The sequence below is a fragment of the Pseudomonas sp. ES1 genome (genome assembly GCF_050586605.1).
Lineage (GTDB): Bacteria > Pseudomonadota > Gammaproteobacteria > Pseudomonadales > Pseudomonadaceae > Aquipseudomonas > Aquipseudomonas sichuanensis.
The window spans coordinates 1-17,236 of sequence record NZ_JBOBDM010000084.1 but is presented as its reverse complement, the minus strand read 5'-3'; the positions used below and the strand labels follow the sequence as shown (position 1 = coordinate 17,236).

Genomic DNA, 17,236 nt, shown 5'->3' with positions numbered 1-17,236 from the left:
AATGCTCGTTCCGGTCATCTCTGCAGGCTTTTCCAATCCCAGCAGCTTGAGCATGGTCGGCGCCACGTCGGCCAGCACGCCGCCGTCACGCACCTTGACCTTGCGCTTGCCGACATAGATGAACGGCACTGGCTCGCTGGTATGGGCGGTGTGCGCCTGGCCGGTGCAGGCGTCTTCCATCTGCTCGACGTTGCCGTGGTCGGCGGTGATCAGCGCTTCGCCGTCAACCTTATCCAGTGCCTCGACGATGCGGCCGACGCAGGTGTCCAGGGCCTCGACCGCCTTGACCGCTGCCTCGAACACGCCGGTGTGGCCGACCATGTCGCCGTTGGCATAGTTGACCACGATCACGTCAAAACGCTGCTGCTCGATGGCCTCGACGATGCGGTCGGTCACCTCGGGGGCGTTCATTTCCGGCTGCAGGTCATAGGTGGCGACCTTCGGCGATGGGATCAGGATGCGCTCTTCGCCTTCGAACGGCTCTTCACGGCCACCCGAGAAGAAGAAGGTGACGTGAGCGTATTTCTCGGTTTCGGCGATGCGCAGCTGGGTCTTGCCGTTTTTCGCCAGGTATTCGCCGAGCACATTGTTCAGGCTGGACGGGGCAAATGCCGCTGGCGCGGGGATTTTCGCCGAGTACTGGGTCAGGCCGATGTAGGCGGCCAGTTTTGGCAGGCGGGCGCGTGGGAATTCGTTGAAGTCGGGCTCGACGAACACCCGCGACAGCTCGCGGGCACGGTCGGCACGGAAGTTCATGAAGATGACGGCGTCGCCATCCTCGACCTTGACCGCTTCGCCGATGCGCGTGGCCTTGACGAACTCGTCGCTTTCGTCACGGGCGTAGGCGGCCTCGAGGCCGGCCACGGCGCTGTCGGCGGTGTAATGGGCGGTGCTGTCGACGATCAGGTCGTAGGCGGCTTGTACGCGGTCCCAGCGGTTGTCGCGGTCCATCGCGTAGTAGCGGCCGATCAGGCTGGCGATACGGCCCTTGCCCAGCTTGGCAAAGGTGGCGTCGAGCAGTTCGATGGACGACTGGGCGCTGCGCGGCGGGGTGTCACGGCCGTCGAGGAAGGCGTGCAGGTAGATCTTCTCGGCGCCACGCTGGGCGGCCAGTTCGGCCATGGCCACCAGGTGGTCCTGGTGGCTGTGCACGCCACCGTCGGAGAGCAGGCCGAGGATATGCACGGCCTTGCCGGCACCGACAGCCTTGTCCACCGCGCCGGTGAGCACCGGGTTTGCGAAGAACTCGCCGTCGCGGATGGCTTTGGTGACCCGGGTGAAGTCCTGGTACACCACGCGGCCGGCGCCGAGGTTCATGTGACCGACTTCAGAGTTGCCCATCTGCCCGTCGGGCAGGCCCACGTCCATGCCGGACCCCGAGATCAGACCGTGCGGCTGGGTGGCGCGCAGGCGGTCGTAGACCGGTGTGTTGGCGGCGAAGATGGCGTTGTATTCGGGGCTTTCGCTGTGTCCGAAGCCATCCAGGATAATCAGGACCAGGGGTTTAGGCGTACTCGTCATCAATCAAACTCACGGTTGTTCAAAGATGATAAAGACACGCATTTTAGGGCAAATCCGCCAGCGACGGCGAATATTCCTCCCCTTGTCCGACCAGCGCTGTCGGACATGCAACATGAAGCCGGTTTTGCCGGTGGCCCACCGGGCTTTGGTGGTCATGGGGGGCTGTGTATACTGGCCGCCATTTTCAATCGCCTGGAACACCCCCGATGGTTGCTCACCTGATTCAATTCGCGACAGATCACTTCATCCTGGTGGCGATCTTCGTCGTTCTGCTGGTCCTGCTGCTGATCAACGAAGTGCGTCGTGGTGGCCAGAGCCTGAGCAACGGCCAGCTGACCGCGCTGGTCAACGCCGACAAGGCGCTGGTCATCGATATTCGCCCTGCCAAGGAGTATTCCGCCGGGCACATCGTCGGTGCGGTGAGCATTCCGCAGGACAAGCTGGTCAACCGCATGACCGAGCTGGAAAAACATAAAGAGAAGACCCTGATCGTCGTCGACGCGATGGGCCAGCAGTCCGGCACCATCTGCCGCGAGCTGCTCAAGGCTGGTTACACCGCGGCCAAGCTGAGCGGTGGCGTATCCAGTTGGAAAGCCGATAACCTGCCCCTGGTGAAGTGATATGAAGCCCGTCATCGTCTACTCCAGCGACTACTGCCCCTACTGCATGCGCGCCAAATACCTGCTCGAGAGCAAGGGCGTGGCGTTCGAAGAGATCAAGGTCGACGGCAAGCCGCAGCTGCGCGCCGAAATGAGCCAGAAGGCCGGCCGTACTTCGGTACCGCAGATCTGGATCGGCAGTACGCACGTCGGTGGATGCGATGACCTTTATGCCCTGGAGCGCGCGGGCAAGCTCGACGCGCTGCTGGCGGCCTGACTTTGCACTGCATTCGAAAACATTAGGATAAGGATCTGCCATGACTGACCAACAGACCAACGGCGCGGCTGCAGACAACAGCCCACAGTTCTCCCTGCAGCGCATCTACGTGCGCGATCTGTCGTTCGAGGCTCCGAAGAGCCCGCAGATCTTCCGCCAGCAGTGGGAGCCGAATGTCTCGCTGGACCTGAACACCCGCCAGAAAGCCCTGGAAGGCGACTTCCATGAAGTGGTGCTGACCCTGTCGGTGACCGTGAAGAACGGTGAAGAAGTGGCGTTCATCGCCGAAGTGCAGCAGGCCGGCATCTTCCTGATCGCAGGCCTCGACGCGGCCTCGATGAGCCACACCCTCGGCGCGTTCTGCCCGAACATCCTGTTCCCGTACGCCCGCGAGGCCCTGGACAGCCTGGTGACCCGTGGCTCGTTCCCGGCGCTGATGCTGTCGCCGGTCAACTTCGACGCCCTGTACGCGCAAGAAATGCAGCGCATGCAGGAAGCCGGTGAAGTGCCGACCGTGCAGTAAGCAGCGGTAATGAAAAAGGGCGACTTCGGTCGCCCTTTTTTGTATGCCGCACTGGCCTCTTCGCGGGTAAATCGCATCGGCGCACCGCCGCTCCCACAAGTACAGCGCCACCTGTGGGAGCGGGTTTACCCGCGAAGAGGCCAGTGCAGGTGAAGCATTAGCTCCCGGCAAACCCGTTCTGCCGCCACGCCTCATACACCGTCACCGCCACGGTATTGGACAGGTTCAAGCTGCGGCACCCTGGCCGCATCGGCAGGCGCAGGCGTTGTTCGGCCGGCAGGCTATCCAACACCTCTGCGGGCAAACCACGGCTCTCGGGGCCGAACAGGAAGGCATCGCCCGGCTGGTAGGCGACTTCGTGGAAGGGGTGCGAGCCTTTGGTAGTGAAGGCGAACAGCCGCGGGTTGCCCAGGCTTTCCAGGCATCCGGTCAGGCTTTCGTGGCGCTTGAGCGTGGCATACTCGTGGTAATCCAGCCCGGCGCGGCGCAGGCGCTTGTCGTCCAGTTCGAAGCTGATGGGTTCGATCAGGTGCAGGGCGCAGCCGCTGTTGGCGCACAGGCGGATGATATTGCCGGTATTCGGCGGAATTTCAGGTTGAAAAAGGATGACGTGAAACATGCACGGCTCCAGGCATGAAGATGACGGGCATTCTACCCCCGAACCCGATGTGCGTTCGAAGGCGTTCCCGAAGATGATCCTGTCGCTGGCCATCGTCGGGTTGATGGTGGGCCTGATGATCGGCCGCCTGACCGCCCCGGACGAGCGGGTGTTGCAGCAGGTCGAGGTGGTGCAGGATGGCCTGGACCTGTGGTTCAACGAAGAGCCGAAGCTGCATGGCGAGAACGTCGAAGGCACCGTGGCGCTGGCGTTCCAGGCCGAGGGCAAGGCCCAGCGCGGCCAGTTGTTCTTGCAGGACAAACCGGTGGCCTGGCGGGTTCAGAAGGGCAAGGAAGGCTTGCTGCTGACGCTGATTGCCGCGCGCCCTCTGCAAGGGCAATGGTCAGGTGCAGAGGACGACGGGCGCTGGAAGGTGCAGGTGAGGCTGCACGAATAAAAGAGGGGATGTCCCGGCCTGCCTGTACCGAGGTCCCCAAAGCGGGTTGCTGTGGCGAATAAAAGGGGGATTTCCCGGCCTGCCTGTACCAGGGTCCCCGAAACGGTGTTGCTGCTGCGAATAAAAGAGGGGCTATCCCGGCCTGCCTGTACCGAGGCCCCCGAAACTGGAGTTGCAGTAGTTATTGCAGGGGGCGTGCCAGTTTTGAAATGCCCGGAAATACTGGGATTCAGGACGAATTGGCCGGGTTTCGAGGGGATTTGTGTCTTTATCGGGTGCGTCGGGCACAGGATCGGTGCAACAGGTCAGAAATAGCTGGGGCTGCAAAGCAGCCCCTGAAATCTAACAGGTGACCCTAAAGATCAGTGGTCTTCACCCTCGTCTTCGTCTCCCCCATCCACTTTCATCCCCAACTCCTTGATCTTGCGCGTCAGGGTGTTGCGCCCCCAGCCCAGCAATACCGCTGCATCGCGGCGCCGCCCGGCGGTGTGCTTGAGCGCGGTCTCGATCATGATCCGCTCGAAGCTGGGCACGGCGCTGTCCAGCAGGCTCGACTGGCCACGGGCCAGGGCTTGGTCGGCCCACTGGCGCAGGGCCTGCTCCCAGTTGGTCACTGGCGCTGCGTCCTGTGGCAGGTTGAGCAACTCCGGCGGCAGGTCGCCGATCAGCACCTCGCGGCTGGAGGCCATCACGGTGATCCAGCGGCAGGTGTTTTCCAGCTGGCGGACGTTGCCCGGCCACGGCAGGTTGCGGATGAACTCTTCGGTTTCCGGCTTGAGCAGCTTGGGCTCGACCGCCAGCTCCTGGGCGGCGCGGCCGAGGAAGTGGCGGGCCAGGGTCGGGATGTCTTCGCGCCGGTCAGACAGGCGCGGGATATGGATGCGGATCACGTTGAGGCGGTGGAACAGGTCTTCGCGGAACTTGCCGGCCTGTACCAGGGTTTCCAGGTTCTGGTGGGTCGCGGCGATGATGCGCACATCGACCTTCACCGGCACGTGGCCGCCGACCCGGTAGAACTCGCCGTCGGCCAGCACGCGCAGCAGGCGGGTCTGGGTGTCGGCGGGCATGTCGCCGATTTCGTCGAGGAACAGCGTGCCGCCGTCGGCCTGCTCGAAGCGGCCGCGGCGCAGGTTGGCGGCGCCGGTGAACGCGCCTTTTTCATGGCCGAACAGCTCGGACTCCATCAGGTCCTTGGGGATCGCCGCCATGTTCAGGGCGATGAACGGCGCAGCCGCGCGCGGGCTGTGGCGGTGCAGGGCATGGGCCACCAGCTCTTTGCCGGTACCCGATTCGCCGTTGATCAGCACGGTGATGTTGGAGTGGCTCAGGCGGCCGATGGCGCGGAACACCTCCTGCATCGCCGGTGCTTCACCGATGATCTCGGGGGTGCGGGCCAGTGCCTGGGGCACCTCCAGCGCTTGCTGTTCCTGAGCGTGCTGGTTGGCGCGCTTGACCAGCGACACCGCCTCGTCGACATCGAACGGCTTGGGCAGGTACTCGAAGGCACCGCCCTGGTAGGAGGCCACGGCACTGTCCAGGTCGGAGTGCGCGGTCATGATGATGACCGGCAGGCCCGGGTGCTGGTCGCGGATCTGTGCCAGCAGGTCGAGGCCGCTGGCACCGGGCATGCGGATATCGGAAATGATCACATCAGGCTGCTGGCGTGCCAGGCGGCCCATCACGCCGTCGGCGCTGTCGAAGCTCTGGGTGGTCATGCCCTCCTGCTGCAGGGCTTTCTCCAAGACCCAGCGGATGGAGCGATCATCATCGACGATCCAGACGGTTTCACTTCGGCTCATGAGGCGGTGGCTCCTTGTTCCAGGGGCAGGTAGATCGAGAAGGCGGTGTGGCCGGGGTGGCTTTCACACTCGATCAGGCCCTGGTGCTGGCTGATGATGTTCTGGGTAATGGCAAGGCCGAGCCCGGTACCGTCCGGGCGGCCGCTGACCATGGGGTAGAAGAGGGTGTCCTGCAGCTCTGCGGGGATGCCCGGGCCGTTGTCGACGATCTCGATCCGGGCCACCAGGCGATGACGCACGTGGGCGATGGTGAACTGGCGCACGGCGCGGCTGCGCAGGGTGATGCGGCCCAGGCGCAGCTCGTTCTGCCCGCCGATGGCCTGCATGGCATTGCGCACGATGTTGAGCACCGCCTGGATCATCTGCTCGCGGTCGATCAGCACGTCCGGCAGGCTCGGGTCGTAGTCGCGCACCAGGGTGATGCCGCCCTGGCTTTCCGCCTCCACCAGGCTGCACACGCGCTCCAGCACTTCGTGGATGTTGGTCATCGACAGCGACGGCAGCTTGTTCGAGCCGAGCATGCGGTCGACCAGGTTACGCAGCCGGTCGGCCTCTTCGATGATCACGTTGGTGTAGTCGCGCAGGCCATCGTTGGGCAATTCGCGAGCCAGCAGTTGCGCTGCGCCGCGAATGCCGCCCAGCGGGTTCTTGATTTCGTGGGCCAGGCCGCGCACCAGCATCTTGGTGGTTTCCTGCTTGCTCAGCTGGGCCTCTTCCTTGGTGATGCGCAGCAGGCGGTCCCGCGGGTGCACTTCGAGCAGCAGCAGGGTATTGCCCTGGTGCAGGATCGGCGTGACGGCGTAGTCGACGGTGATGCTCTGGCCGGTCAGCGAGGTCAGCTGGGCTTCGCGCTTGGTGAACGGATGCGCCTGCTCCACCGCCTGGCGCAGCGAGTTGAGTGCCTCGGCCGATTCGGTGAACAGCTCGCTGATGAACTGCCCATGGCTGCGCTGACCACTGACGGCCAGGAGCATTTCCGCCGCCGGGTTCATGTACTCAAGGCGCAGCTCGGCGTTGAGCAGGAGCGTGGCCGTGGTCAGGTTGTCCAGAAGCAGACGGTGCTGTGCATCGCTGATGGTCATAAGGCGTCGTTGACCTCTGTTGGCACTCTTTTGGCGCCCCGGCCAGGCCTGGGGCGCGCACGGATGACGTGCTGGATGCGATGAAAATGCAAGAACCAAACCAAGGCTCTGAAAAGAAGCGGAAATGGCGGATAAAAGCCTGTATTCGCGCTAATTCAGGACATAAAGCCCTGGTTAAACGATTAATGTGACCCAAAGTGGGGTGCATGCTGGGGCGTCAGGCCTGGCAGTGCACCAATATGGAGCATAGGGCGCTCGTCAGCTTTTGCACAGCTGGCTGCTGGCGCGGACCAGAGCAAGGTGGCGCACGGGCTCGTGTGTGCGCTGTTGCAGGGCATCGGCCAGGTGGTTGGGGCAGTCGGCCGGGGGCGCCTGGTCGAAGCGGGCAAGGGCGGCGAGTAGCTGCGCCTGCAGCCGGTCCAGGGCGGGGCGCACATCCTGGCCAAGGTCGCGTCGGGGCAGGGCGGGTGCTTGGCGTGCGCGGTGCCAGCTATCCAGCAGGTGGTACTGCAGCAGTTTGCTGGCCTCGATCTGGTCGGCGAAGAAGCTTTCGGCCCGTGCCGGGGCCAGCGAGTAGGCGGTTGCGGCCTGGCGTGCATTGGCCAGCACCTGTTGTTCGCGAGCGCTGGCTTGAACCGGTTGGCCTCGGTCCCATTTGTGCAGCGCGACGGCTTCGGCCAGGTCAAGGCGTTGCTCGATGGCATCGAGCAGGGGGTCGAGGTTTGAAGGGGGCGGTGGCGGTGTGCTGCAGCCCGACAGTGCGAGGCAGCAGATCAGGGCAAGGTGGGTGGGGCGCATGACGATCTCCTGGGTTGATGGAGCATCGAGTGTCGCAGTGTCGCCGGATGTGGCTATAGGGTTTGTCCGATCAAGGCGATGCAGAAATGGAAACGGCCTCCCTGGGGAGGCCGTCCTGATGTCACCGACGCGAGGCGTCGATCAAATCAGCAGCTGTAGTACAGCTCGTATTCCAGCGGGTGCACGAAGGTACGGACCTTGATCTCTTCTTCCGATTTCAGCTCGATGTAGGCATCGATGAAGTCGTCGGAGAACACGCCGCCCTTGGTCAGGAACGCACGGCCCTTGTCCAGCTCTTCCAGGGCTTCTTTCAGGCTGCCGCACACCTGTGGGATCTCTTTCGCCTCTTCAGGCGGCAGGTCGTACAGGTTCTTGTCGGCGGCGTCGCCTGGGTGGATCTTGTTCTGGATACCGTCCAGGCCGGCCATCAGCAGGGCGGCGAAGCACAGGTACGGGTTGGCCGCCGGGTCCGGGAAGCGCGCTTCGATACGGCGGGCTTTCGGGCTGGAAACGTAAGGGATACGGATCGAGGCCGAACGGTTGCGAGCCGAGTAGGCCAGCATTACTGGGGCTTCGAAGCCAGGTACCAGACGCTTGTAGGAGTTGGTGGCCGGGTTGGTGAAGCCGTTCAGGGCCTTACCGTGCTTGATGATGCCGCCGATGAAGTACAGGGCGGTGTCGGACAGGCCGGCATAGCCTTCACCTGCGAAGGTGTTCTTGCCGTCTTTCCAGATCGACATGTGCACGTGCATGCCCGAGCCGTTGTCGCCGTACAGTGGCTTAGGCATGAAGGTAGCGGTGCGGCCGTAGGCGTCGGCAACGTTGTGCACGACGTACTTCAGCGCTTGAACTTCGTCGGCCTTCTTCACCAGGGTGTTGAACTTGACGCCGATTTCGTTCTGGCCGGCAGTCGCCACTTCGTGGTGGTGAACTTCGACGGTCTGACCCATCTCTTCCAGTGCGTTGCACATGGCGGTACGGATTTCGTGGTCGTGGTCGAACGGCGGAACCGGGAAGTAGCCGCCTTTGACGCCTGGACGGTGGCCTTTGTTGCCGCCTTCGACGTCCTGGTCGGACATCCACGAGCCTTGCTCGGAGTAGATCTTGAACATCGAGCCGGAGATGTCGGACTTGAACTTCACTTCGTCGAAGATGAAGAACTCAGGCTCTGGGCCGGCGAACACGGTGTCACCGATCAGCGTGGCTTTGAGGTGCTCCTCGGCGCGACGGGCGATGGCGCGTGGGTCGCGGTCATAGCCCTGCATGCTGGCAGGGTCGATGATGTCGCAGGTGAGGATCAGGGTCGGCTCTTCGGTGAACGGGTCCAGCACGGCGGTGGAGTCGTCCGGCAGCAGGATCATGTCGGAGGCTTCGATGCCTTTCCAGCCAGCGATGGAGGAACCGTCGAACATCTTGCCGGTTTCGAAGAAGTCTTCGTCCAGGCCATCACGCGCCGGCATGGTCACGTGGTGCTGAGTACCTTTGGTGTCCGTGAAACGCAGATCAATCCACTTGACGTCATGATCTTTGATGAGTTGAACCGACTTCGACATGTTGTCCTCCGGATGGTCTAGAGCGCGGTGGGCCGCTGCTCTGGAAAAAGGGTGTTGCCAGGCGCGGATAGTCGGCCAAGCGTACCTGCCTCACAAGAGAGCAAATTGCATGCCAGTGCCCGAAAATGGCGAGAGTGGGATAAAAGAAGGCGTTTGCGGGCATCTGACGGTGGGGTGGCGGGGAAAGGTGCACTCTTAAGATGCGAAATTTAGTAGCAGAGCACCAATATAGTGCACTGTCCGACTGGCGTGCTTTCTTTGGGGGCCTCTTCGCGGGTGAACCCGCTCCCACAGGGATCGCGCTAACTTCGAGGCAGCATCGTACCTGTGGGAGCTGGCTTGCCAGCGATGAGGCCAGCACTGACAACATAAGACAGTTGCTCCCACAGGGTTTGCACAGCCTATGGAATCGGTGCGGTCTCTGTGGGAGCGGGTTTACCCGCGAAGAGCCGGAACAGGCAGCACAAAAGCCCGCCCATACATTTATCTCAAAGCTTCTGATCAAAAGTTGGTCAAAACCTGAGCAATTTCCGATATAATTCGCGCCCCTCATTTTCGGCAGGCCCTGCGCGCGCTGTTAAACCAATGAAACTTATCGTCAAAGTCTTCCCAGAGATCACCATCAAGAGCCGACCGGTGCGCAAGCGCTTCATCCGTCAGCTCAGCAAGAACATCCGCAACGTGCTCAAGGACCTCGATCCTGAGCTCGCGGTCGATGGTGTCTGGGACAATCTCGAGGTGGTCACTCGCATCGAGGACGAAAAGATCCAGCGCGAAATGATCGAGCGCCTGCGCTGCACCCCGGGCATCACCCACTTCCTGCAGGTGCAGGAATACCCGCTGGGCGACTTTGACGACATCGTCGAGAAGTGCAAGCAGCACTTCGGTCACCTGCTGGCCGGCAAGTACTTCGCCGTGCGCTGCAAGCGTGGCGGCCACCACGACTTTACCTCGATGGATGTCGACCGCTATGTCGGCAGCCAGCTGCGCCAGCAATGCGGCGCCGCCGGCATCGAGCTGAAGAAGCCGGAAGTGCTGGTGCGCATCGAGATCCGCGACCAGCGCCTGTACGTGATCCACAACCAGCACAACGGCATCGGCGGCTACCCGCTGGGCGCCCTTGAGCAGACCCTGGTGCTGATGTCCGGTGGCTTCGACTCCACCGTGGCTGCCTACCAGATGATGCGCCGCGGCCTGATGACGCACTTCTGCTTCTTCAACCTCGGCGGGCGCGCCCACGAGCTGGGCGTGATGGAAGTGGCGCACTTCCTGTGGAAGAAGTACGGCAGCAGCCAGCGCGTGCTGTTCATCAGCGTGCCGTTCGAGGAAGTGGTCGGCGAAATCCTCAACAAGGTCGACAACAGCTACATGGGCGTGACCCTCAAGCGCATGATGCTGCGCGGTGCCGCGCACATGGCCGAGCGCCTGCAGATCGACGCGCTGGTCACCGGCGAGGCGATCTCGCAAGTGTCCAGCCAGACCTTGCCGAACCTGTCGATCATCGATTCGGCCACCGACAAGCTGGTGCTGCGCCCGCTGCTGGCCAGCCACAAGCAGGACATCATCGACCAGGCCACCGAAATCGGCACCGCCGACTTCGCCAAGCACATGCCCGAGTACTGCGGCGTGATTTCGGTGAACCCGACCACCCATGCCAAGCGTCACCGCATGGAGCACGAAGAAAAGCAGTTCGACATGGCGGTGCTGGAGCGTGCCCTGGAGCGCGCCAAGTTCATCTCCATCGACCACGTGATCGACGAGTTGGGCAAGGACATCGAGATCGAGGAAGTGGCCGAGGCACTGCCGGGCCAGATCATCATCGACATCCGTCACCCCGACGCCCAGGAAGACGAACCTCTGGCACTGGACGGTATCGAAGTCCAGGCCATGCCGTTCTACGCGATCAACAGCAAGTTCAAGCACCTGGACCCCACGCGCCAGTACCTGCTGTATTGCGACAAAGGTGTGATGAGCCGTTTGCACGCACACCACCTGCTCAGTGAGGGACATGCCAATGTGCGTGTTTATCGTCCGACATAAGACCCCAGGGCTGTATGGCGGCAGCATCCGCCATCGCCCTCCCGACCATCGGGCCCGCTGAGCCTCAAACCGTACATATTCGCCGCCTACACTGGCGGCAACCGAATCCTCTGATCGAGATACAGTTGTGATCGAAAATCTGCGTAACATCGCCATCATCGCCCACGTTGACCATGGTAAAACCACCCTGGTCGACAAACTCCTGCGTCAGTCCGGCACCCTGGAGCGTAACGAGCTCAACGACGAGCGCGTCATGGACTCCAACGACCAGGAAAAAGAGCGCGGCATTACCATTCTGGCGAAGAACACCGCCATCAACTGGAACGGCTACCACATCAACATCGTCGACACCCCCGGCCACGCCGACTTCGGTGGCGAGGTTGAGCGTGTAATGTCGATGGTCGACTCCGTGCTGCTGCTGGTCGACGCCCAAGACGGCCCGATGCCGCAAACCCGCTTCGTGACCAAAAAAGCTTTCGAAGCTGGCCTGAAGCCAATCGTCGTAATCAACAAGGTCGACCGTCCGGGCGCGCGTCCTGACTGGGTTCTGGACCAGATCTTCGACCTGTTCGACAACCTCGGCGCCACCGACGAACAGCTGGACTTCAAAGTCGTCTACGCCTCGGCCCTGAACGGCATCGCCGGTCTGGACCACACCGCCATGGGCGAAGACATGACCGCCCTGTACCAGTCGATCGTCGACAACGTACCGGCGCCGGACGTTGACCGTGACGGTTCGTTCCAGATGCAGATCTCGGCACTGGACTACAACAGCTTCCTCGGCGTTATCGGTGTTGGCCGTATCGCCCGTGGTCGCGTCAAGCCGAACACCCCGGTTGTCGCCATCGACACCAACGGCAAGAAGCGTAACGGCCGTATCCTGAAGCTGATGGGCCACCACGGCCTGCACCGCGTCGACGTCGAAGAAGCCCAGGCTGGCGACATCGTCTGCATCAGCGGTTTCGACGAGCTGTTCATCTCCGACACCCTGTGCGCCCCGGACGCGGTAGAAGCGATGAAGCCGCTGACCGTCGACGAGCCGACCGTTTCGATGACCTTCCAGGTCAACGACTCGCCGTTCTGCGGTAAAGAAGGCAAGTTCGTCACCAGCCGTAACATCAAGGACCGTCTGGACAAAGAGCTGCTGTACAACGTTGCCCTGCGCGTTCAGGAAACCGATTCCCCAGACAAGTTCAAGGTTTCGGGCCGTGGTGAGCTGCACCTGTCGGTACTGATCGAAACCATGCGTCGTGAAGGCTTCGAGATGGCTGTAGGCCGTCCTGAAGTGATCATCCGCGAAGTCGACGGCGTCAAGCAGGAGCCGTTCGAGAACGTCACCATCGACATCCCTGAAGAAGCCCAGGGCAAGGTCATGGAAGAAATGGGTCTGCGTAAAGGCGACCTGACCAACATGGTGCCAGATGGCAAAGGCCGTGTTCGCCTGGAATACAACATTCCAGCCCGTGGTCTGATCGGTTTCCGTAACCAGTTCCTGACCCTGACCAACGGTGCAGGCATTCTGACCTCGATCTTCGATCGCTACGACACCATGAAGTCCGGCCAGATGTCCGGCCGTCTGAACGGTGTTCTGGTTTCGGTCGAGACCGGCAAGGCTCTGACCTACTCGCTGGAAACCCTGCAGGCGCGCGGCAAGCTGTTCGTCGAGCACGGCCAGGAGATCTACAACGGTCAGATCATCGGCCTGAACAGCCGTGACAACGACCTGGGCGTGAACCCGACCAAAGGCAAGAAGCTCGACAACATGCGTGCTTCGGGCAAAGACGAAGTCATCGCCCTGGTGCCGCCGGTTCGCCACACCCTGGAACAGGCCCTGGAGTTCATCCAGGACGACGAGCTGTGCGAAGTCACGCCGAAGTCGATCCGTCTGCGCAAGAAGATCCTGGACGAAGGCGAGCGTACCCGCGCTGCCAAGAAAGCCAAGAACTGAGTTAGCTCAGGCGCAATGAAAACGCCCCCGGTCGAAAGGCCGGGGGCGTTTTTGTTTGCGTGTCTTTTGCCGCATGTTGCGCTTGAAGCACTTGCTCACGAAGCCGTTTTGGCAGGGCTTTGCCCGAGCATTAGCCTGACGCCTCGGTACGTGGCTGAGGTGGTGCATGAAAGGCAAGGGATGGCGGGAGCATCTGTCGGCGGGAGCAATCGAGGTATCGGGCGAGCCATGGTGCTTGCAGCACCTGCGTGCGCATTCTCATGAAGTGCTACTGCCGGGTTCGGGTGTGCAGCCATCCATTGCGGTGACGCTGCACTTCGAGTATTCGAGCCACTGCGTGAGCCGCGGGAGCCAGCAAGGGCTAGCGCTGGACTTCGACAGCATCGGGCTGGACCGGTTGGTAATAGATCACCGAGGGATCTACCGAGCGTTCTGCCCGGCGCGGCATGGGCTGTCGTTGCAACTGCCCGCCATCATGTGCAGTTTGGCCGACCGCCAATGCCTGTTTACCGGGCACAGTAACTGGCTGACGTTGGAGGGCAATCAGTTCGGTTTCCCGGAAGGCAGCCGTTACGAGGTGTATTTCAATATGCGTCGCGAGGCCGCGAGAAGCCTCAGGATTCATGTCGAGAGCGCCTATGTGCGGGATCCGGCCCACCCAGCGAGCAGCCAAAGCCGCTTCAAGCGACATGAAAAAATCAAAGGCTGGTTTCTGATGCTCAAGAAGCTGAGGAACGAGCCCGTTCGCAGGCCTGGCCGCCATTGAGCGACCTCCAGAAATACGAAACCCCCAATGAAGGGGGTCGTATCGCGGATGCCCTTAGGGATTGATCCCTTCAACCGGCACGGCCGGAACCAGGTGGCGGCGTCTTGACACCTTCCCGAAGGAAAGCTCCGTATATATCCAGACGGATCAGATTCTATGGGCTTGACCGCAGAGCGTCAACGCCCGACCACCTTGGGCTTGTACGCACAATACCCCGGCCGCGGCCCGACCTTGGGGTGGTTGCGGCAGGTGTCCGGGCGCTTGTCGTAGATGGTGCACAGCCGGCTCTTGCGGTCCAGGTACATGCAGTCATCGTTGCTCATCCGGGTCAGGGTGAAGATCCCCGACTTCTGGTTGAAGCGTTCGATAATGCCTTCCTTCTGCAGGCGCTTGGCCACGTTCTTCGGCGGTTCGTCTTTTTCGAACTCGTCCACCACGCCGATACGGATCAGATCCTTGATCTTCACCTCCACCGGCAAGGTGCAACAGGTCGAGTGGCAGCCACCGCACATGTGGCTGGCATAGCGCTGCCAGGTCTCCAGGCGGTCGACTTCGGCGGCGGCGATCAGGGTCGTTTTCATCGTTATGGGGGCGAATCACGGTCTTGGGGCGCGCGATCATACCGGAGTTGTTCAATTTGTGAACAACCTTTTGCCCGATTCCCGCCTGGCGCATGAAATCCGCGAACCGTTGCTGTCGCTCTGTGTCAGACCGTCTAGGCTGAACACTTTCCCTGCGCTTTAGCCTACTTGCCCGAGGATGCCGCATGTCCCAGGAAAACAAGGCCCGTGAGGCCAAAGCTCATCATGAGGAGGTGGCGGATTTTCGCGCCGCCGTGCTGGCCAAGCTGACCTACGCGGTCGGCAAGGACCCGGAACACGCGTTCGACCACGACTGGTTCGAGGCCATCGCCCTGGCGGCCCGCGACCACATGGTCGACCACTGGATGGACCACACCCGGCGGGCCTACCGCCGTAGCCAGAAGCGGGTGTATTACCTTTCCCTCGAATTCCTCATCGGCCGGCTGCTGTACGACAGCCTGAGCAACCTGGGCTACCTGGAAATCGCCCGCGAGGCACTGCAGGGCCTGGACGTTGACCTTGAGCGTATTCGCCTGCTCGAGCCGGATGCGGCGCTGGGGAACGGCGGCCTCGGGCGCCTGGCGGCGTGCTTCATGGAGAGCATGTCGACACTGGGCATTGCTGCCCATGGCTATGGCATCCGCTACGAACACGGCCTGTTCCGCCAGGCGCTGGTCGATGGCTGGCAGCAGGAGCAGACCGAGAACTGGCTGGACTTCGGCAACCCCTGGGAGTTCGAGCGTGCCGAGGTGATCTACCCGATCAGCTTTGGCGGCAGTGTCGAAACCGTGCAGGAAGGCACCGGCAAGCAGCGCCAGGTCTGGTGGCCGGGTGAAACGGTGAGGGCCGTGGCCTACGACACGCCAGTGGTCGGCTGGCGTGGCTCCAGCGTCAACACCTTGCGCCTGTGGCGCGCCCGGGCGCTGGAAGAGCTGCACCTGGAGCGCTTCAACGCCGGCGATCACCTGGGGGCGGTGGCCGAGGTGGCCCGGGCCGAGAGCATTTCGCGGGTGCTGTACCCGGCCGATAGCACCGAGGCCGGCCAGGAGCTGCGCCTGCGCCAGGAGTACTTCTTCGTCTCCGCCTCGCTGCAGGACCTGCTGCGCCGCCACCTGAACATGCATGACAACCTGCTCAACCTGCCGGATGCAGCGGCGATCCAGCTCAACGACACCCACCCGTCGATCGCCGTGGCTGAGTTGATGCGGCTTTTGGTCGACCAGCACGAAATTCCCTGGGATACCGCCTGGCAGGTGACCGTCGGCACCTTGGCCTACACCAACCACACGCTGCTGCCCGAGGCCCTGGAAACCTGGCCGGTGGCGCTGATGGAGCGCATGCTGCCGCGGCACATGCAGATCATCTACCTGATCAACGCCTACCATATCGACGCGCTGCGGGCCAAAGGCCTGCACGACTTCGACGTGCTGCGCGCGGTGTCGCTGATCGAAGAGGACAACGGCCGCCGGGTACGCATGGGCAACCTGGCATTCCTTGGCTCGCACAGCGTCAACGGCGTGTCGGCGCTGCACAGCAAGCTGATGAAGAGCACGGTGTTCGCCGAGCTGCATAAGCTCTACCCGCAACGGATCAACAACAAGACCAACGGCATTACCTTCCGCCGCTGGCTCTACCAGGCCAACCCGCCGCTCACGGCGATGCTGATCGAGGCGCTGGGCCCGGAGGCGCTGGGCCCGGAGGTGCTGGACGACCCGGAAGGCAAGCTCAAGGCCCTGGTGCCCTTTGCCGACAAGGCCGACTTCCGCAAGCAGTTCGCGGCCCAGCGCCTGCACAGCAAGCGTGCCCTGGCCGCCATCATCCAGGACCGCCTGGGGGTGACGGTCAACCCCGAGGCGCTGTTCGACGTGCAGGTCAAGCGCATCCACGAGTACAAGCGCCAACTGCTCAACCTGCTGCACACCGTGGCGCTGTACCAGGCCATGCGCCACGACCCCGGCACCGACTGGGTGCCGCGGGTGAAGATCTTCGCCGGCAAGGCGGCGGCCAGCTATCACCAGGCCAAGCTGATCATCAAGCTGGCCAACGACATCGCCCGGGTGGTCAACAACGACCCGACCGTGCGCGGCCTGCTCAAGGTGGTGTTCCTGCCCAACTACAACGTCAGCCTGGCCGAGAGCATCATCCCGGCGGCCGACCTGTCCGAGCAGATCTCCACGGCCGGTTACGAAGCCTCTGGCACCAGCAACATGAAGTTCGGGCTCAACGGCGCGCTGACCATCGGTACCCTGGACGGCGCCAACGTCGAGATGTGCGAGCAGGTCGGCGCCGAGAACATGTTCATCTTCGGCCTGACCGCGCAGCAGGTGGAGGCGCGCAAGCGCAGTGGCGACTTTGGCGCCAGCGCGGCGATTGCGGCGTCGCACCGCTTGGGCGATGTGCTGCAGGCGATCCGCAGCGGGGTGTTCTCACCGGATGATCCGTCGCGCTATACCGGGCTGGTGGATGGCCTGATCGCCTATGACCGCTTCCTGGTGTGTGCCGACTTTGACGCCTACTGGGATGCCCAGCGGCGGGTCGAGGAGCTGTGGCATACGCCCCAGGAGTGGTGGCGCATGGCGGTGCTCAATACCGCGCGGATGGGGTGGTTCTCGTCGGACCGGACCATTCGTGAATATGCCACCGAGATCTGGAAGGCACTGGATTGAGCCTCCCCCATCGCGGGGCAAGCCCGCT

15 protein-coding genes are annotated in these 17,236 nt (G+C 62.5%); 8 read left to right on the top strand and 7 right to left on the bottom strand.

Annotated elements, in window-relative coordinates; genetic code table 11:
• Window positions 1-1,521: 2,3-bisphosphoglycerate-independent phosphoglycerate mutase (gene gpmI, locus ACQ4N9_RS24680; protein WP_430933935.1), on the bottom strand; the 1,521-nt coding region annotated here is incomplete at its 3' end.
• A 206-nt stretch (window positions 1,522-1,727) separates the two neighbouring features.
• Here gpmI and ACQ4N9_RS24675 point away from each other — a divergent pair.
• From ACQ4N9_RS24675 to secB, 3 genes are read left to right on the top strand one after another with little or no spacing between them, the layout of a single operon-like run.
• On the top strand, window positions 1,728-2,141 hold the full coding sequence (locus ACQ4N9_RS24675) for a rhodanese-like domain-containing protein (protein ID WP_153788965.1): 414 nt from the start codon (window positions 1,728-1,730) through the stop codon (window positions 2,139-2,141).
• Window position 2,142: 1 nt separating this feature from the next.
• Complete coding sequence (gene grxC, locus ACQ4N9_RS24670; protein ID WP_110995319.1) at window positions 2,143-2,397, top strand: glutaredoxin 3; 255 nt, start codon at window positions 2,143-2,145, stop codon at window positions 2,395-2,397.
• Between the two features lie 40 nt (window positions 2,398-2,437).
• The gene (gene secB / locus ACQ4N9_RS24665; RefSeq protein WP_125465874.1) at window positions 2,438-2,920 is read left to right on the top strand and encodes a protein-export chaperone SecB; all 483 of its coding nucleotides are present in this window, start codon (window positions 2,438-2,440) and stop codon (window positions 2,918-2,920) included.
• Between the two features lie 157 nt (window positions 2,921-3,077).
• On the opposite strand, the gene trmL is transcribed toward secB, so the two are convergent.
• Entirely contained in the window at window positions 3,078-3,539 is a 462-nt protein-coding gene (trmL, locus tag ACQ4N9_RS24660) for a tRNA (uridine(34)/cytosine(34)/5-carboxymethylaminomethyluridine(34)-2'-O)-methyltransferase TrmL (protein WP_390965729.1), read from the bottom strand.
• On the opposite strand from trmL, the gene ACQ4N9_RS24655 reads away from it, so the two are divergent.
• Window positions 3,538-3,975, top strand: a complete 438-nt coding sequence (locus tag ACQ4N9_RS24655) for a hypothetical protein (protein ID WP_390965731.1) — start codon at window positions 3,538-3,540, stop codon at window positions 3,973-3,975. The genes trmL and ACQ4N9_RS24655 overlap by 2 nt on opposite strands.
• 362 nt (window positions 3,976-4,337) lie before the next feature.
• Here ACQ4N9_RS24655 and ntrC read toward each other — a convergent pair whose 3' ends face one another.
• The 4 genes from ntrC to glnA form a co-directional block, all read right to left on the bottom strand.
• Window positions 4,338-5,774: a nitrogen regulation protein NR(I) gene (ntrC, locus tag ACQ4N9_RS24650; RefSeq protein ID WP_110995315.1), complete on the bottom strand. Its 1,437-nt coding sequence runs from the start codon at window positions 5,772-5,774 to the stop codon at window positions 4,338-4,340.
• The gene (gene glnL, locus ACQ4N9_RS24645; protein ID WP_390965733.1) at window positions 5,771-6,856 is read right to left on the bottom strand and encodes a nitrogen regulation protein NR(II); all 1,086 of its coding nucleotides are present in this window, start codon (window positions 6,854-6,856) and stop codon (window positions 5,771-5,773) included. The genes ntrC and glnL overlap by 4 nt, the downstream gene beginning before the upstream one ends.
• Before the next feature lie 258 nt (window positions 6,857-7,114).
• The gene (locus ACQ4N9_RS24640) at window positions 7,115-7,654 is read right to left on the bottom strand and encodes a chorismate mutase (RefSeq protein ID WP_390965735.1); all 540 of its coding nucleotides are present in this window, start codon (window positions 7,652-7,654) and stop codon (window positions 7,115-7,117) included.
• 146 nt (window positions 7,655-7,800) lie between these two features.
• On the bottom strand, window positions 7,801-9,207 hold the full coding sequence (gene glnA, locus ACQ4N9_RS24635; protein ID WP_110995313.1) for a type I glutamate--ammonia ligase: 1,407 nt from the start codon (window positions 9,205-9,207) through the stop codon (window positions 7,801-7,803).
• Window positions 9,208-9,792: 585 nt separating this feature from the next.
• Between glnA and thiI the strand changes: the two genes are divergently transcribed.
• The 3 genes from thiI to ACQ4N9_RS24620 all read left to right on the top strand — a co-directional run bounded on the left by thiI (window position 9,793) and on the right by ACQ4N9_RS24620 (window position 13,961).
• Window positions 9,793-11,247: a tRNA uracil 4-sulfurtransferase ThiI gene (thiI, locus tag ACQ4N9_RS24630; RefSeq protein ID WP_110995312.1), complete on the top strand. Its 1,455-nt coding sequence runs from the start codon at window positions 9,793-9,795 to the stop codon at window positions 11,245-11,247.
• A gap of 127 nt (window positions 11,248-11,374) precedes the next feature.
• Window positions 11,375-13,195: a translational GTPase TypA gene (gene typA, locus ACQ4N9_RS24625; RefSeq protein WP_110995311.1), complete on the top strand. Its 1,821-nt coding sequence runs from the start codon at window positions 11,375-11,377 to the stop codon at window positions 13,193-13,195.
• 166 nt (window positions 13,196-13,361) lie between these two features.
• Window positions 13,362-13,961 (top strand): hypothetical protein, encoded by a 600-nt coding sequence (locus ACQ4N9_RS24620; protein WP_390965738.1) that lies wholly within the window; start codon window positions 13,362-13,364, stop codon window positions 13,959-13,961.
• A 176-nt stretch (window positions 13,962-14,137) separates the two neighbouring features.
• On the opposite strand, the gene ACQ4N9_RS24615 is transcribed toward ACQ4N9_RS24620, so the two are convergent.
• Window positions 14,138-14,542 (bottom strand): YkgJ family cysteine cluster protein, encoded by a 405-nt coding sequence (locus ACQ4N9_RS24615; RefSeq protein WP_016712459.1) that lies wholly within the window; start codon window positions 14,540-14,542, stop codon window positions 14,138-14,140.
• 185 nt (window positions 14,543-14,727) lie between these two features.
• On the opposite strand from ACQ4N9_RS24615, the gene ACQ4N9_RS24610 reads away from it, so the two are divergent.
• Window positions 14,728-17,208 carry a glycogen/starch/alpha-glucan phosphorylase gene (locus tag ACQ4N9_RS24610; RefSeq protein WP_430933927.1) on the top strand — a complete coding sequence of 827 codons (2,481 nt, stop codon included), beginning with the start codon at window positions 14,728-14,730 and terminating at the stop codon, window positions 17,206-17,208.
• Window positions 17,209-17,236: the final 28 nt, after the last annotated feature.

Excerpts from the sequence above, each read along its gene's own strand:
- ACQ4N9_RS24615 (WP_016712459.1), bottom strand. The coding sequence starts at position 14,542 with ATGAAAACGACCCTGATCGCCGCCGCCGAAGTCGACCGCCTGGAGACC.
- thiI (WP_110995312.1), top strand. The coding sequence starts at position 9,793 with ATGAAACTTATCGTCAAAGTCTTCCCAGAGATCACCATCAAGAGCCGA.
- ACQ4N9_RS24640 (WP_390965735.1), bottom strand. The coding sequence starts at position 7,654 with ATGCGCCCCACCCACCTTGCCCTGATCTGCTGCCTCGCACTGTCGGGC.
- ntrC (WP_110995315.1), bottom strand. The coding sequence starts at position 5,774 with ATGAGCCGAAGTGAAACCGTCTGGATCGTCGATGATGATCGCTCCATC.
- ACQ4N9_RS24620 (WP_390965738.1), top strand. The coding sequence starts at position 13,362 with ATGAAAGGCAAGGGATGGCGGGAGCATCTGTCGGCGGGAGCAATCGAG.
- ACQ4N9_RS24610 (WP_430933927.1), top strand. The coding sequence starts at position 14,728 with ATGTCCCAGGAAAACAAGGCCCGTGAGGCCAAAGCTCATCATGAGGAG.
- ACQ4N9_RS24675 (WP_153788965.1), top strand. The coding sequence starts at position 1,728 with ATGGTTGCTCACCTGATTCAATTCGCGACAGATCACTTCATCCTGGTG.
- trmL (WP_390965729.1), bottom strand. The coding sequence starts at position 3,539 with ATGTTTCACGTCATCCTTTTTCAACCTGAAATTCCGCCGAATACCGGC.
- grxC (WP_110995319.1), top strand. The coding sequence starts at position 2,143 with ATGAAGCCCGTCATCGTCTACTCCAGCGACTACTGCCCCTACTGCATG.
- glnL (WP_390965733.1), bottom strand. The coding sequence starts at position 6,856 with ATGACCATCAGCGATGCACAGCACCGTCTGCTTCTGGACAACCTGACC.
- secB (WP_125465874.1), top strand. The coding sequence starts at position 2,438 with ATGACTGACCAACAGACCAACGGCGCGGCTGCAGACAACAGCCCACAG.
- glnA (WP_110995313.1), bottom strand. The coding sequence starts at position 9,207 with ATGTCGAAGTCGGTTCAACTCATCAAAGATCATGACGTCAAGTGGATT.
- ACQ4N9_RS24655 (WP_390965731.1), top strand. The coding sequence starts at position 3,538 with ATGCACGGCTCCAGGCATGAAGATGACGGGCATTCTACCCCCGAACCC.